The organism is Paenibacillus vietnamensis (assembly GCF_020169515.1).
Classification (GTDB): Bacteria; Bacillota; Bacilli; order Paenibacillales; family Paenibacillaceae; genus Pristimantibacillus; species Pristimantibacillus vietnamensis.
Window position 1 is genome coordinate 74,727 of record NZ_JAHMHW010000009.1, and the last position, 13,883, is coordinate 88,609.

At 54.3% G+C, this 13,883-nt stretch carries 17 protein-coding genes; 4 read left to right on the forward strand and 13 right to left on the reverse strand.

Going from position 1 to position 13,883, the window contains the following annotated elements; all coding sequences use genetic code 11:
* Nucleotide 1 precedes the first annotated feature (1 nt).
* From KP806_RS17575 to KP806_RS17590, 4 genes are all read right to left on the reverse strand, one after another.
* Entirely contained in the window at nucleotides 2-811 is an 810-nt protein-coding gene (locus KP806_RS17575) for a VOC family protein (RefSeq protein WP_224725030.1), read from the reverse strand.
* Nucleotides 804-1,601: a VOC family protein gene (locus KP806_RS17580; protein WP_224725031.1), complete on the reverse strand. Its 798-nt coding sequence runs from the start codon at nucleotides 1,599-1,601 to the stop codon at nucleotides 804-806. Before KP806_RS17580 ends, KP806_RS17575 begins: the two co-directional genes overlap by 8 nt.
* Nucleotides 1,594-1,989 carry a VOC family protein gene (locus tag KP806_RS17585; RefSeq protein ID WP_224725032.1) on the reverse strand — a complete coding sequence of 132 codons (396 nt, stop codon included), beginning with the start codon at nucleotides 1,987-1,989 and terminating at the stop codon, nucleotides 1,594-1,596. The genes KP806_RS17580 and KP806_RS17585 overlap by 8 nt, the downstream gene beginning before the upstream one ends.
* Nucleotides 1,990-2,070: 81 nt before the next feature.
* Entirely contained in the window at nucleotides 2,071-2,778 is a 708-nt protein-coding gene (locus KP806_RS17590; protein ID WP_224725126.1) for an RNA polymerase sigma factor, read from the reverse strand.
* Here KP806_RS17590 and KP806_RS17595 point away from each other — a divergent pair.
* Complete coding sequence (locus KP806_RS17595) at nucleotides 2,705-2,890, forward strand: hypothetical protein (RefSeq protein ID WP_224725033.1); 186 nt, start codon at nucleotides 2,705-2,707, stop codon at nucleotides 2,888-2,890. The two genes, KP806_RS17590 and KP806_RS17595, sit on opposite strands and share 74 nt — an antisense overlap.
* 67 nt (nucleotides 2,891-2,957) lie before the next feature.
* Here KP806_RS17595 and KP806_RS17600 read toward each other — a convergent pair whose 3' ends face one another.
* Both KP806_RS17600 and KP806_RS17605 read right to left on the reverse strand, forming a co-directional pair.
* The gene (locus tag KP806_RS17600) at nucleotides 2,958-3,470 is read right to left on the reverse strand and encodes a GNAT family N-acetyltransferase (protein WP_224725034.1); all 513 of its coding nucleotides are present in this window, start codon (nucleotides 3,468-3,470) and stop codon (nucleotides 2,958-2,960) included.
* A gap of 127 nt (nucleotides 3,471-3,597) precedes the next feature.
* Nucleotides 3,598-5,151: an MDR family MFS transporter gene (locus KP806_RS17605; RefSeq protein ID WP_263575766.1), complete on the reverse strand. Its 1,554-nt coding sequence runs from the start codon at nucleotides 5,149-5,151 to the stop codon at nucleotides 3,598-3,600.
* Between the two features lie 216 nt (nucleotides 5,152-5,367).
* On the opposite strand from KP806_RS17605, the gene KP806_RS17610 reads away from it, so the two are divergent.
* The gene (locus tag KP806_RS17610) at nucleotides 5,368-6,270 is read left to right on the forward strand and encodes a TetR/AcrR family transcriptional regulator (RefSeq protein ID WP_224725036.1); all 903 of its coding nucleotides are present in this window, start codon (nucleotides 5,368-5,370) and stop codon (nucleotides 6,268-6,270) included.
* 114 nt (nucleotides 6,271-6,384) lie between these two features.
* On the opposite strand, the gene KP806_RS17615 is transcribed toward KP806_RS17610, so the two are convergent.
* Nucleotides 6,385-6,747 carry a DUF3221 domain-containing protein gene (locus tag KP806_RS17615; protein WP_224725037.1) on the reverse strand — a complete coding sequence of 121 codons (363 nt, stop codon included), beginning with the start codon at nucleotides 6,745-6,747 and terminating at the stop codon, nucleotides 6,385-6,387.
* 308 nt (nucleotides 6,748-7,055) lie between these two features.
* On the opposite strand from KP806_RS17615, the gene KP806_RS17620 reads away from it, so the two are divergent.
* Nucleotides 7,056-8,582 carry an MDR family MFS transporter gene (locus KP806_RS17620; protein ID WP_224725038.1) on the forward strand — a complete coding sequence of 509 codons (1,527 nt, stop codon included), beginning with the start codon at nucleotides 7,056-7,058 and terminating at the stop codon, nucleotides 8,580-8,582.
* Nucleotides 8,583-8,851: 269 nt separating this feature from the next.
* Here the strand turns inward: KP806_RS17620 and KP806_RS17625 are convergent, their stop codons facing one another.
* From KP806_RS17625 to KP806_RS17650, 6 genes are all read right to left on the reverse strand, one after another.
* On the reverse strand, nucleotides 8,852-9,469 hold the full coding sequence (locus KP806_RS17625; RefSeq protein ID WP_224725039.1) for a hypothetical protein: 618 nt from the start codon (nucleotides 9,467-9,469) through the stop codon (nucleotides 8,852-8,854).
* A gap of 131 nt (nucleotides 9,470-9,600) precedes the next feature.
* Nucleotides 9,601-10,134 carry an SRPBCC domain-containing protein gene (locus KP806_RS17630; RefSeq protein WP_224725040.1) on the reverse strand — a complete coding sequence of 178 codons (534 nt, stop codon included), beginning with the start codon at nucleotides 10,132-10,134 and terminating at the stop codon, nucleotides 9,601-9,603.
* A 54-nt stretch (nucleotides 10,135-10,188) separates the two neighbouring features.
* Complete coding sequence (locus KP806_RS17635; RefSeq protein WP_263575759.1) at nucleotides 10,189-10,506, reverse strand: ArsR/SmtB family transcription factor; 318 nt, start codon at nucleotides 10,504-10,506, stop codon at nucleotides 10,189-10,191.
* 291 nt (nucleotides 10,507-10,797) lie between these two features.
* Nucleotides 10,798-11,232: a hypothetical protein gene (locus KP806_RS17640; protein ID WP_224725042.1), complete on the reverse strand. Its 435-nt coding sequence runs from the start codon at nucleotides 11,230-11,232 to the stop codon at nucleotides 10,798-10,800.
* 162 nt (nucleotides 11,233-11,394) lie between these two features.
* On the reverse strand, nucleotides 11,395-11,868 hold the full coding sequence (locus KP806_RS17645) for a VOC family protein (RefSeq protein ID WP_224725043.1): 474 nt from the start codon (nucleotides 11,866-11,868) through the stop codon (nucleotides 11,395-11,397).
* Nucleotides 11,869-11,874: 6 nt separating this feature from the next.
* The gene (locus tag KP806_RS17650) at nucleotides 11,875-12,612 is read right to left on the reverse strand and encodes an RNA polymerase sigma factor (protein ID WP_224725044.1); all 738 of its coding nucleotides are present in this window, start codon (nucleotides 12,610-12,612) and stop codon (nucleotides 11,875-11,877) included.
* 377 nt (nucleotides 12,613-12,989) lie between these two features.
* On the opposite strand from KP806_RS17650, the gene KP806_RS17655 reads away from it, so the two are divergent.
* Entirely contained in the window at nucleotides 12,990-13,874 is an 885-nt protein-coding gene (locus tag KP806_RS17655) for a pentapeptide repeat-containing protein (protein WP_224725045.1), read from the forward strand.
* The last annotated feature ends 9 nt before the right edge of the window (nucleotides 13,875-13,883 follow it).

The window sequence follows — 13,883 nt, forward strand, 5'->3', positions numbered from 1 at the left end:
ATCAGTCTCCTTTTCTCTTCATCTGTGCGACGACGATACGGTTTCCGTCCGGATCGAGCAGCGCGAATTCGGATAAATCGTGGAAATGCTTCGGTTCGTCCGCCAGCCGGAACCCGCCGCTTCGGACATAGTCCAGCGCCGCTTCAAAATTTTCCGTCTCCAAATAAAACAGCTCCTTAAACTCCTCTTGGTTCAGGAAGCGGTTCTGATCAAGCAGCAGTCCGGCTCCACCGGTCACCGGTATAGAATAAATTGATTTCCCGGCGTTCTCCTCGTCTAATGAAAGTCCAAGCAGATCTGTATACCAGGCGGCGGCCGAACGCATGTCTTTGACGTCCACGAATACGCCGCCGATTCTCGGCAGGATCGGGCTTTGCGATTCCAGCTCACGGTCTTCGCCGCTCTTCGCGCTCCAGCACGCCATCAGCGCATTTCCTTCGGAATCGGGGAAATTGAAGTACGCCATAATGCCATGGCGCTCCGGCTCAAAGAACGGCTCGGCTTTCCCGGACACCTCCCGATACGCGTCGTCGATATTCCGGGCCGGCAGCATGAATCGCGGCAGCATCCGATCGTCCCAGTCCGGATTTTGCCGGTTATTCATATTGGAATCGAGAATAAGATGCGTACCCGGCAGGTCGAACCAATAAACCGGCCCTCCGTTCAGCCTCTCCTCCAGCACCGGAAGTCCCATCAGCCTGCTGTACCACTCGGCGGACCTGCGCAAATCGGTCACATGAACGAACACGCTGGCAATCCGGTTCTCCAGCGCAGCCTCTCTCGTTTGAATGATTTCCTTTCTATTAGACAACCCGCACCGTCTCCTTTTCTGAAATTCGAATGAGCAAGCCTTCCGGCGACCGCACGTGAAAACTCATCACGCCGCCTTGCTCGCGGCAGGAATCAGCCGTTACTCCCCGGACGGACAATTGCCGGTAAGCTTCATGAATACGAGAAGATTGAAGCGAATAATAAGGTCTGTCCCTTAGAGCCTGAACCGCCAGCCGATGAGCCTGTTCTTCCATCCGGATCATCGTGACGATGCATTCGCCTTCTCCGATCTTGAGGTCGGCCCCTTCTCCCCAGTGGTTATGGAGAACGAAGCCAAGAACCTCCGTATACCAACGAATTGAAGCTTCCAAATCGCGGACCGGCAGAAAGACGGCCAATACACGATGAAACATGGGAGGAAGCGGCCCTTCATGCGGAGTGTAGTAAAGAGATGAGGATTTTTCATGGCAGATGCCGATCACGTTGCCGTCCGGGTCCGCCATTTCGCAGACGTTCATATAGGGAGTTGCCATGATGTCAGTGGATGGGATGCCGCGGGCCTGCAGCCAATCCCGGTGCAGATCCTCCCAGTGGGTGTAGAAATTGAAGCAAGGCACATGGCCTTCCGGGTGCAGATGCCTCAGAGGGAGAAACGGCATATCACCCGATGCTTGCGTCAAGGTCAGCTTCGCTTCGCCGCGGTGCACCTGCAGGTCGATTTCCTTTCCGCGCCGCCGGGCAATGCGAAACTCAAATTCAGCTTCGTACCAAGCCGCCGCTCTTCCAGCGTCAGGCACCGGCACGATCACTCTGTCGATGCGTTCAAACATGCGACTGCTCCGGGTCCTGCTTCCCGTTCATTTGAAGCACGCCCCACAGGTTGCCTTCCGGATCGTAAAATTTGAGCACCCAGCCGAACCCTTCATCGTTGTACGTCTGGATCGTTACGCCGAGCGAAAGCAGACGGTCATGAAGCTCGCGGATCTTGTCGGTGCGGTAAAGCAATACCGGGAACTCGGTTCCGTTAACCGTAAAATGGGCATAAGTTTCGTCAGGAGTTTCCCAAAGCATCAGCATCGGCCCTTCCGGCAGGCTAAGGAAAGCGATCCGGTTACCGTCGCGGCTGTCCAATCGAAATCCCAAATGTCCGGTATACCAGGAGATGGCCCTGTCCATCCGCCTCACCGGTATTTGCATATGTTCAATTGATAAGAGCATGCAGCTATCCTCCTTTTTATAAAAGCACACACTCAATTAACGAACGTCACCGTCAAAACCATACACATCATAAAAAATAATTTATTCGCTAACCATGAGCAAATTCCCCTCGGGATCCCGGAAAGTAAAGCAGTACCTTCCCGCTTGCAGCCGAAGCGCAGCCAGATGCGAACCGCTTTCATAAAGCCGTATATATGCGTCATGGATAAGCCGCGGATTCTGGAGACGGAACGCCTCCGTCACCGCCTCGAGCAGCCGAACCGAAGCGGCAGCGCTGCTCCGAACGGCGGATTTCCTGACGGCCGCATCCGATTCCGGCTCTCGAAGAGCGAGCATGCGCAGCCTCTTGCGTGCGCGGGATAACGTCACCTGCACGGTCCCTTCCGACATATCCATGCAGGAGGCCGTCTCCTTGGCCGTCATCCCGAATACGTCACATTGCAGCAGGATGACAAACGGCTTTGGAAGCAGCCTGTGCATCAACTGCTCCAGCAGCTCGCGTGTTATACAATCGCCGGCGCTTTCCACGGCAGAGTCCGCCGTTTGTTCGTCAAGCGGCACAAAGGTCCGAAGCCTTCTCCTGCGGCAGCCGTCGATCCACAGATTGCGCGCGGCGCGGAACACGTACGTGCTGCCCGGAGCGAAGCCCGGCTCCGCCCGGCATCGTTTCAACACCTTGATGAACGTGTCCTGCGCCAAGTCCTCGGCTTCCCAGTTGCAGCCGGTCAGCGAGCGGCAGTACCGCTCAAGCCCGGGCCTCAGCGCGGCAAGCCGCTCGGCAGCCTCGATGCTGCCAACCGTGCCGGCAGCCGTTACATTCGCCCATGTGACTTCCGGCTCAACCTCCGTCTTCTCAATGCGCCTGGCGATCGCCGCCGCCCCCTTCCAATTTATGTATTGAGTTTATTCTAGCATAATCCCCCGGAAGGATGCAAACAAATGTTCGTATTTTAAATCAGAAAGAAAGCTTAAGGCTTCTTCTTCGTAAAAAACAAATTCAAATCGTCGTCCGCCCGGACCTCCGAGCCCCGAACAACCGGTTGAAGCTTATACATGAGGCCTCTTCCATCCGGGATGTACCCTCTTTTGGCGTATAACCGCTGCGCGTTCCCGTAGCTGTCATAGAGGCCGACACCGATTCCGACGGTCCCGCAGGTTTCGAAGGCCAGCTGCTCCGCGGCTTCCAACAGTGCATTGCCGATCCCCAACTTCCTCAGCGGGGGAATCACGTTAAAATCATTAATTTCCGGTATACCGCGCTCCCGAAAGTAGGAATAATCCGATTCGGCAAGCAAATGAAGACTTCCGGCAAAGCTGCCCCTGTAAAAAGCGGCAAACGTCGTCCGAACGCCCGAAACGTTTTCCTCCCAGCATTTCTGAATATACCCCACAGGCTTGTTGATGCCGTACCCCGCGAAAACTTCGTGCATCGGCAGCACGTCATCGCCGGACATTCGAAGAATTTCAACATATCGCTCCATCACACACCTCCGTAAGGTTCCGTAACACCCTGATTTTATCATGCAAATCTTCAACCAGGTCAAGCAAAACAAAAAAGAACCCGCCTCCTCATAACAAGGAGAACAGGTTCTTGATTTGCCTGCTATTCTAATGCTCGAATTGGAGCTTTGCCTTTTTTTCACCTTCACCTTCGCTGTTAGGCTTCGCATCCCTCTGGATGCGCTTGTTGCCGACCAGAAGAGCTACGATAATGCCCGCGGCTACGAAGATCAGGCCCGTCAGGGAAACCGTCGTGAATGCTTGCGACCATGCCGTCTGGATGAAATGCAGCACGTCGTTACGCAGTTCATCAGGCAATGGCACCCGATCCGGATAAACCATGACACTGTACAGATCGACGCCGCCGGCCTGGATGCCTTGAACGGCTTCCACTACCGCGCCATTTCCTTTCGCCTGCTCTTCTGCGCCTAAAGACGCCACGTTCGAACGAAGCGCATTGTTCATAACGACGCTCAAGACGGTTACCCCGATCGTTCCTCCGATGGAACGGAAAAACGTCGAAGCCGAAGTGACCGTTCCTAATCTTTCTTTCGGAAATTCGTTCTGAACCGCGATCATAAGTGTAGGCATAACTAAACCCATCCCGATCCCGAGCACTACCATGTAGACATAAGCGATCCATTGAGAGGATTCAAGCCCCATCGTGCTGATCAAATAGAAGCCGACCGTCGTAATGATCATGCCGACCGCAAGCACCGTGCGATAAGGCATGCGGAGCAGCAGCTGTCCGCCGATTACGCTTGCCGCGATCAGAGCGATCATCATAGGCGTCATTGTAGAGCCGGCCTCCGTCGGGGAAACCCCGAGAATGCCCTGCATGAACAGCGGAACGAACATGATGGCGCCGAACATGCCGAGACCGAGAAGGAAGCCGAGACCGTTCGTTACCGTAAAAACCCGATTGCGGAACAATGACAAATCAAGCACGGGCTCTTTCGCTTGGCTCTCCGCCACCAGAAACAGTATCGTGAACAAAAGCGCGCCGCCAAAAATCATATAGCTCGTTCCGGACGCCCACTCAAACTGATCGCCGCCGAAGGTTAATCCGAACAGCAGCAAAATCAAAGCCGGCACTAGAGTAAGAATACCGAAATAGTCGATCTCTACGCGCCCTTGGTGCAGTACGGTCTCCTGCTTCAGGCCGATAAAAATGAGAATGGCGCATAGGATCCCGAACGGCACGTTCATAAGGAAAATCCAATGCCAGCTGACCGCATCGACGATTACGCCGCCGATAAACGGCCCGATCACAGAGCTAAGCCCGAAGATCGCCCCGAATACGCCCTGCCATTTCGCCCTTTGCTCCGCCGTAAAAACATCCCCGATAATCGTCTGGGACAGGGGCATCAGCATCCCCCCGCCGATCCCTTGGATCGCCCGGAATACGACAAGCATCTCCATCGAATTGGCGAGCGAGCATAAGGCCGAGCCGGCCGCAAAAATGATGGCTCCGATCAAATACAGCAGCCTTCTGCCGTATAAATCGGACAGCTTGCCGACGATCGGCACGACCACCGTAGAAGTGATCATATACGCTGTCGTTACCCAAGCAAAAATCTCAAAGCCCTGGAGCTCGGAAATAATCGTAGGCATCGCCGTTCCTACGATCGTCTGCTCCAAAGCGCTGAAGAACATGCCCATAATGAGTCCGAACAGCACTAATTTCTTGTTGATACCTTTGCTTTGCGCGATTTCTGTGCTTTCCACGCCCAGCCCTCCGTCCCTAACCTGACTAACCGGTCAAATTTTGTGTTAAAATCAATAACAGAGTTTCATAACACTCCGAAAATTAAAGCAAAACCAATTATAATCTCACTTGACCGGACGGTCAAATGTTAAAGAAAGGACGGCTGTACGATGGACAAAAAAACACTGATCCTGCAGCATGCGATGGACCTGTTCGCAGAGAAAGGCTACCATCAGACCACCATTCAAGACATCGCGGATGCAGCCGGCATCGCAAAAGGCGGCATTTATTTCTATTTTAAGTCGAAGGAGGATCTGGTACTCGCGGGATTCGCGCAGTATCATGACCGGTTGTTCAAAAGTGTGTCCGACGCAGCTGCCCGATATGCATTTGACCCAAAGGAAGCGCTGGTCCAGCAAATTATGGTTCAGTTCAACGAGCTCGCTTCGCACTACGGACTGCTTTCCTTGTTCTGGCGCGGCCGGGTGGACGTCAGCGACGAGATCAGGCAGCTGTCGATGAAAATGCGGACAAAGTTTTTCATGTGGTTCCGCAACCAGATCATCTCCCTGTACGGTCCCGGCATCGAGCCTCACGCCTTCGACCTGTCGGCGCTCACGACCGCGCTCATCCGGGAGTATATGGGGTTTATTTTGCTCAACGGAGTTCAGCCTCCCGTCAGGGAAGTCGCCGAATTCATCGTGTCGCGGCTGGATAATTCCATTCAAGGTATTCTTAGCGCCAAGGAGCCTCCAGTGCTGACGAATGCGTTGATGCGGTCCATCATTCCTGAAATGGATGTGCCGGAAGGAGTATCGGCGGCAAGCAGGCTGGCTGCCGGGGCGGATGCCGTGCTCGGCCGGTTAGAAGAATGGCCGCTGCCGGAAGAGGATCGGATAAAGGCCAAACAGGCGGCAGAGGCGCTGAAGGAGGAGGCCGGACAGCCGAAGCCGCGACGGATCGTAGCCGAAGGCCTGGTTATGGTGCTTCAGTCGGCAGCAGGCAAGGCATTACCGCCCGAGTGTCCGGAGATGGAACAGCTTAAACTCATTCTGAATGAATTAGAGGCTTGAAGGCTGCCGGCGGCAGTTCTTCAAGCCTCTAATCATGCCATTGGTCATGACGGGCAGCTCCCGGAAGAAGGGCCCGGCTCTGAAAGCATGATAAGAACCCCGCCCCATGACCGTTTACGGCTTATCGATCTTGCTAATTTTCTTAGCCGTCGCTTGTGCGGGATACGATTCGGCCACCGCGCCCTCCAGCTCGATGCTGACCTTGTCCCCCACTTCGATCGCAGCTAAATCTTCTTCCTTCTCCGCGGAAACCCACATCGCCTCCGGCTGAGCGACATTTAAAAATTCCTCGGGCGTCTTGCCTTCCAGCTCCGTCAGGTCCCCGCTTCTCACGACCAAAATCCGCGGAGCATCCTTCGCGATAACGTAACCTTCCTTATAATCCCAGCCGCCGTTTGCCGCCTCATCCTTCCCGCCATTCCCCGAACAGCCGGCCAGGATAACGGCCATGACGACGAACACAAACCATTTTTTCATCGATTAATCCCTCCTTACATCCTCTTAAGAAATTGCTTATATAAGCAATATACCCTTTAACGGAGCCCCGGAACCATCCGGGGACAAGGGGTTTCGCCGACCGGATCCGCCACCCGGGCATTCAAATTTTCAATCATCGCCGCCTAACCCTGACATACTGCTGTCAGTCATCCCCTGTTACTATAAACTCAAACAAGCGTAAACGGCTGACGCTATGCACGAACCGTTAGCTGCATCTTTGTGCAGCTCGGTTCTGTGACGTCCTTTGGCGGTAAAGCTTAAATCCAAATCGAGAGGAAGATTGAAAAATGATTAAAGATGCTAACAAATCCGGCTGGATCGTAGCGGGACTTCTGCTATCCATCCTGATGGCGTCCATGGACAACACGATTGTTGCTACGGCAATGGGGACGATTGTCGGGGAGCTGGGGGGCCTCGACCAGTTCGTATGGGTCACCTCGGCCTACATGGTCGCCGAGATGGCGGGCATGCCGATTTTCGGCAAGCTGTCGGATATGTACGGACGCAAACGGTTTTTCCTGTTCGGGATTATCGTATTTATGATCGGCTCCGCATTGTGCGGGACCGCAGGCTCGATTACGGAGCTCAGCATCTACCGTGCCATTCAAGGCGTAGGGGCCGGGGCGCTGGTGCCGATTACGTTCACGGTGCTGATGGATGCCGTATCACCTGAGAACCGGGGCAAGCTGATGGGGCTGTTCGGCGCGGTATTCGGCATGTCGAGCATTTTTGGCCCGCTGCTGGGCGCATTCATCACCGATTACTGGAGCTGGGAATGGATTTTCTATATTAATCTGCCGATCGGAATCGCTTCATTGTTCCTTGTCGCCAAGTTTTACAAAGAATCGCTCAGCCGGACGAAGCAGAAAATCGATTGGCTTGGCGCGGTGACGCTCGTCGGAGCAACCGTCTGTCTGATCTTCTCCCTGGAGCTCGGAGGCAAAATTTACGCCTGGGATTCCCTGCCGATCATCGGCTTGCTGGCCGGCTTCGCCGTTCTCGGCATCCTGTTCCTGTTCGCGGAGAAAAAAGCCGAGGAACCGATTATCTCGTTCGCGATGTTCAAAGTGCGCCTGTTCGCCAGCAGTACCTTGATCGCGCTGCTCAGCGGCGCGGCGTTCATCGGAGCGTCGGTTTATCTCCCTATTTTCATCCAGGGCGTGCTCGGCGGTACGGCAACGAACTCCGGCCTTATGCTGCTGCCGATGATGCTCGGCACGGTCGTCACGGCTACTCTGGGCGGGATCGTGATGGCGCGCTTGTCCTACCGTACGATTCTCGTATCAACGCTGGCGCTGCTTGTGATCGGACTCGGCATGCTGACGACGATTTCGGCGGAATCTCCACGGCTGGCGATTACCTTCTATATGATTATCGTCGGCCTGGGTATCGGAGCTTCCTTCTCGGTGCTGACGAACGCCGCCATTCATGACATTCCGGCAACGCAGCGCGGCGCCGCGACGGCAACCTTGAACTTCCTGCGCTCCTTCGGAATGATGCTGGGTATTACCGTATTCGGCATTTTGCAAAACCAGTCCATGACGCGCAAGCTGACCGCTTCGTTCCAAGCCGGAGGAGCGGATACCATGCCGCAGAACATTAACCTGAACGATCCGTACGTGCTAATGGAGCCGGCCACCCGCGCGGCCATTCCGGAGAACGTGCTTGACCGTCTGCTCGGCGGGGTGTCCTCCTCCATCACCGAAGTATTCCTGTGGGGCTTGATCCCGGCCGTTCTGGCCATATTGGCAGCCTGCGTCATGGGACGCCAAAAGCATGATCCGAAAGCGGAAATGGAAGCTTACGGACATTAATGAGCGGTTAACCGGCCACGGTCCGTGCTATAGCACGGACCAAAAAAAGCGCAATCCGATGTCTCTTCGGCATTCGATTGCGCTTTTTGCCATTAAGCTGTTTCCGCTGAAACTTCTCAATCACTCGCCAGTTAGACTGCACTTCATGCATCAGAAAGACTGACTTCTAGTTCAGACAACAACACTCGCCATAACGCATCTCATGTCAGGTTTCCGCTGTACAATATGCATCAGAAAACAAACTTCTCATACTTAAGCCCAGCCCGGCTTCATAAACGAGCAGCCTGCAAAATAGCGATCGCCGCCCGCTCCCTGCGTTCCGGGTCCTCGCTGCGCATGGCCGCCTTCAAAATGTCCAGGGCTTCGCGGAGTGTCTCCTCGTCAATAAGACCCTGCCGGGACAACGCAGGCTTCGCTAACAAACGCTCCAGCTCCTGTTCGGTAACGGAACGCCCGAAGCTTCCGATCTCTCCGTCCTGTTCGAGAAATGCAAGCAGCTCCGGATGCAGATCATCGCGTAGCAGGCTTCTCAGCCAGGTCACTCCGCGCCGGTGGCAGCTGCCGTCCTCGGCATTGTCGAACAAATCGAGGTAATAGTAGTCGCCTACGTCCCCCAAATGGATGCGCATGCCGTCGTCCACGATCACATAATCGCCGTCCCGCATGCCATAGGCAAACAGGCTGAGCTCCTCAAAGCGGCGGCTCCATTCCCGTTCCGGCAGCCCCGCAGGCCCGAATGCCTCTGCCAGCTTCGCAGCAAGCCCCGCCATGTCCAGCTTCTCCAGATCGCCAATACCGTGCCAGCCGAAGCATACGTAATTGTCCTCCAAAAATTCCTTCATCCGGTTTTTGCCCTCAAACTCTGCTTTCATCCGGTACAATTGCACCGCCCATCCTCCTATCCAATTTCAAAAAAATAAGGAGCCTTCCCATAAGGAAGTGCTCCGCGATTCTCGTTTCCGTGGAAAACCCGCCGCAGCCGGGCTTCCCTAACCCGCATCCGCGGACATAGGCCGCATTAGCTGCTCTTTTGAATATCTTCCAGATAGGTTTCCAGGTTTTCCATTGTTTCCGTAATGCCTTGCAGCATGCCCATATCCAGCACCGTTTGCAGCGCCTCCGCCGTATCATAAAGCGCGCTGTTCACGAGCTTCGTTGTGCCGCCCTGATCGATGAAATCAAGCGTAACCAGCGTTGCTGGCATATTTTCCGCAATGTTGCCTTCCGCATCCGAGAAATAATCCGTATAAACAATCTGTTCCGGTACCGTGATCTCGCGGTAAACTCCCTTGCCCCACGACTCCATGCCGTAAAAGTCGCCCTGGTTTTTATCCTCGCACTTCATGCAATAATGCCAGATGCCGCCCGGACGGAAATCGACCGTACAAACAGGAATTGTCCAGCCCTTCGGCCCCCACCAGCGCTTCAAATGCTCCGCCTCCGAGAATGCTTTGTAAACGAGCTCTCGCGGCGCTTGAAACACCCGCTCCAAGACCAGCGTGTTGCCCTCAACTCTGGATACCAGCTTGTTAGTTGCATTTGGATTTGTCATCTTATTATTCCTCCCAATTTTCGATAGAATCGGTCAGCCGTTTACGGCCGCTCCCTAGTTCTTCTTATCCTTTTCCTCGCCTTGCAGCTCCCGCAAATAATCGTCCAGCCGATCGTATCGTTCCTCCCACATACGCCGGTAGGATTCCAGCCAAGCGTCCATTTCCTGAAACGGATCCGGCCGCAGCTTATAAATGCGCCGGTTGGCGACCGCCTGCACCTCAACGATGCCGGCCTCGCTCAAAACGCGCAAATGCTTGGACGCTTGAGGCTGACGAAGCCGAAGCCTTTCGGCGATTTCTCCAACCGTGAGGGGACTCTCGCGCAAAAGTTCAACGATCTGCAAGCGGTTAGGCTCGGCTAAAGCACTCATAACGTTAGCATCCATCACAATCATCCATTCGTAAGATCATCTCTTGCATTCGTCCCTCGGACGTTCGTTTTATCCGGTTGTTTCATCTCTCCTTTGTATTTCCTTTTGATGATGTAAATATACCATATAGGGAATATTCCTGTAAAGGAATATTTGAAATTATTTTTCAAGCCCCGCCGGATCCTTCCCCAAAAAAAGAAAAAGCCGGCTCCCGATAAGGGAGGCCGGCCTTCCTGACGTATGTACGAAGCGGAGAGGTTGTCCCTCGTCCTGCTCCGACGCGCGGGTCGCTTAACGATACTTGTACCTTTTTTTGACGCGGCATTTGCGTTTGCAAACCTTTTTGCGCTTGCGGCAAACCTTTTTCCTATCTCTTTTCCCGACCGATACGGCTGTGACCGAGGCCAAGTCGATGTAGGTGACGACGCCGTCGACGCTTAATACAGCGTTTCCGCCGACAATGCCTAAATATACGCCCGTTTGCGACGCGCTGTCATATTGAATGCGAACATTAGGCGTACCTACACCAATCTTTTCCAGAATGCTTTTGCCATGCTCTTTTTTCTTCCAGTCATCATCCTTGTCGCCTTTGCTGCCGTCACTTTTGCAGTCGCAATCCTTGCGCCCAGTGCTTTTGCAATCTTTGCCTTTGCTTTTGCAATCCGAACCTCTGCTTTTACCGCGGCTCTTGTGTCCGGGGCTTTTGCAATCTCTTTTGCTAGACACGGCTACCAACTCCTTTCTTCTGAATTGCTATATTTTATGGGATTTAATAGATTTGGTGTGGATGCTTGTACAAAATCCAGAGAGCAAATGCCCTTTTTTTTACAGAAAAAAAGCCTGCCCCAAGGAAGAAATCCCATAAGGCAGGCTCTGAATTCAAACAGATCATCCAGCAAAATCGAACAGCCGTTTTCTTAACTTCTCCGCCTCTTCCGGCGTGCGATGCACACGGACGACTTCGTTTACGTCAAATTTATTGCCGTCAGGATCGTAAAAAACGAAGTTAATGCCGCAGCTGTCCCGATCCCGCAGCTCCCCCGTTTTCACGCCGCTCCCTTGCAGCCGTTCGTACAATTCTTCAATTTGCCTTACCTCGAACGTCAACCGGAACATCTGATAACCCGATTTATCGGGAAACTGGTTATCGATTTCCCCTTCGGTTTCCACCAGATGCAGCCATTGCCCGTCGGAAAGCTTTAATATAACTTGCGACTCAGACGGATTAAACGGCATCGCAAATTCGAGGCCAAAATTTCTCTGCCACCATTCGGCCGACTTCAGCGGCTGCTTGACCGGCACATACACGGAGCAAATGCATTTCAAAGCATTGCCCGATTGCCCGCGAGCTTCTTCAGACATTTCCAATCATCCCTTCTCCTGATATGGTCCTGCACATCCATATAAACGGGGAACAGCGGCCAAACCAAACAGAGCGCTTAAAATGTTTTGGATACCGTATGAAAGACGTTCCCGTCCGGATCCCGGAATGTAAAATGCAGCCTTCCGGCGGCCGTCTTGAGCTCGGCAAGTTTCGTGCCCTCGTTTTTTAAGGCCGATAAATGCCCTGTAAATGGCATCCGGGTCCCGCCTGCGGAAGGCTTCAACGAGCTCGTCAAACCGGACAGAATGCTGAAACGGCACAGGTAAACGTTTAACTGAGTGAGCGTCTTTTGCCAGTTCCTTTAATTTCCGGCGGGCCCGTCCCAGCGTTACCTGCGTTGCGGCTTCCTTCATCCCGACATATTCCGACGTTTCCTTGGCCGTAAAATCGAATACGTCCATGAGCAGCAAGATCACGGCCATTTTCGGCGGCAGCCGTTCCGCCAGCTGCTCCAGCAGCTCCCTGCTGGCAAGCATGGGATCCGGCTCGCTAGCTTCATGGCTTGGGGCAAGAGGAACGGTCCGGAGGCGCCTTTTTCTCTGTGCGTCGATCCACGTATTTTTGACGATACGGTAAAGAAATGCCTTTGTAACAGGCCGTTCCGGCTGCTTGCGCAGCGCCTCGTTCAGCTTCAGCCAGGCCTCCTGGGTCAAATCCTCGGCATCCCAATGATTCCCGGCCAGGTGCCTGCTGTATTGAAATAATAGCGGTTTCCAGTCCATTCCTCTTCATTCGACTGCAGGCGGCTATTTTCCTTTTTTTATGAAACAACACAGAACCTGCCCTTCAGCTGAACCATCATAAGATAACGAACACTGGAAACGTTATTGGCTCGAAAAGAACGGTTTCAGAATTGTTACGAACCGAGAAGAGGTTACTGCTCGGAATTCAGGGCTTTTCTTAAGTTTTACACTCCAATAACGATTGGAGAATTCGTTAAGCTTGAAAAACGGCCCAAATTACCCATATAGAGACTGTGAAGTTCGTTAGCGCAGCATGTCCGTCGGCAATTGATACGGTCCAATAGCCAATCCGCCGGACATCCCTTAAAATAATAGGATAAGAATCGTATTTTGAAGCCATGAAAGGAAGCCTGATTATGCTGGAAAATCATGATCCCCTAGCAGCTTCTTTAGAAAGAAACCCGCTCGTGCTGCAAGCCGACTGCGAAAGCTGCTTCGGCTTATGCTGCGTCGCGCTGCCCTTCGCCGCTTCGGCGGACTTCGCAGCCGACAAGGCTGCCGGAACGCCCTGCCCCAGCCTGCAAGCGGACTTCCGCTGCGGCGTTCACGGCAATTTGAGGCAGCTGGGCTTTCGCGGCTGCACCGTTTACGACTGCTTCGGCGCGGGGCAGCAGGTTTCCCGGCATACGTTCGGCGGCCGCGACTGGAGACAAGCCCCCGAATCCGCGAAGCAAATGTTCGAGGTGTTCCCGGTCATGCGCCAGCTGCATGAGCTGCTCTGGTATGTGACCGTGGCGCTTTCGCTTCAGCCGGCCCGGCCGATTCACAGCGAGCTGCGCCTGGCGCTCGAAGAGACGGAGCGCCTCGTCCATCTAGGTCCCGAGGAGCTTCTTGAGCTGGATGTGTCCGGGCACCGCGCCCGCATCAATAGTTTGCTCCTGCGGACAAGCGAGCTTGTGCGCGAGGAAGCGCTCCGCCGGTTCAAAAGGCCGATCAAACGCCATAAAGCAATCGGCCGCGGCGCCGACCTCATCGGAGCCAAGCTGAAGGGAGCCGACCTCAGAGCCGCCAATCTGAGAGGAGCCTATTTGATTGCCGCCGATCTGAGCGGCTCAGACTTGAGAGCGGCCGACCTCATCGGCGCCGACTTCCGAGACGCGGACATAAGAGGAGCCGACCTGTCCGAAAGCCTCTTCCTCACCCAGTTTCAGCTAAACGCGGCGAAGGGCGATGCCGGCACCAAGCTGCCGACGGCGCTCGCGCGTCCGGCCCATTGGCCGGCATCCGGCAAGCGGCGGTAGATCGTATGT

Bases quoted from the DNA above. Each gene is read 5' to 3' on its own strand.
- KP806_RS17650 (WP_224725044.1), bottom strand. From the start codon at position 12,612: ATGGACTGGAAACCGCTATTATTTCAATACAGCAGGCACCTGGCCGGG.
- KP806_RS17615 (WP_224725037.1), bottom strand. From the start codon at position 6,747: ATGAAAAAATGGTTTGTGTTCGTCGTCATGGCCGTTATCCTGGCCGGC.
- KP806_RS17600 (WP_224725034.1), bottom strand. From the start codon at position 3,470: ATGGAGCGATATGTTGAAATTCTTCGAATGTCCGGCGATGACGTGCTG.
- KP806_RS17645 (WP_224725043.1), bottom strand. From the start codon at position 11,868: ATGTCTGAAGAAGCTCGCGGGCAATCGGGCAATGCTTTGAAATGCATT.
- KP806_RS17630 (WP_224725040.1), bottom strand. From the start codon at position 10,134: ATGACAAATCCAAATGCAACTAACAAGCTGGTATCCAGAGTTGAGGGC.
- KP806_RS17605 (WP_263575766.1), bottom strand. From the start codon at position 5,151: ATGGGCATGTTCTTCAGCGCTTTGGAGCAGACGATCGTAGGAACGGCG.
- KP806_RS17610 (WP_224725036.1), top strand. From the start codon at position 5,368: ATGGACAAAAAAACACTGATCCTGCAGCATGCGATGGACCTGTTCGCA.
- KP806_RS17620 (WP_224725038.1), top strand. From the start codon at position 7,056: ATGATTAAAGATGCTAACAAATCCGGCTGGATCGTAGCGGGACTTCTG.
- KP806_RS17655 (WP_224725045.1), top strand. From the start codon at position 12,990: ATGCTGGAAAATCATGATCCCCTAGCAGCTTCTTTAGAAAGAAACCCG.
- KP806_RS17585 (WP_224725032.1), bottom strand. From the start codon at position 1,989: ATGCTCTTATCAATTGAACATATGCAAATACCGGTGAGGCGGATGGAC.
- KP806_RS17580 (WP_224725031.1), bottom strand. From the start codon at position 1,601: ATGTTTGAACGCATCGACAGAGTGATCGTGCCGGTGCCTGACGCTGGA.
- KP806_RS17635 (WP_263575759.1), bottom strand. From the start codon at position 10,506: ATGAGTGCTTTAGCCGAGCCTAACCGCTTGCAGATCGTTGAACTTTTG.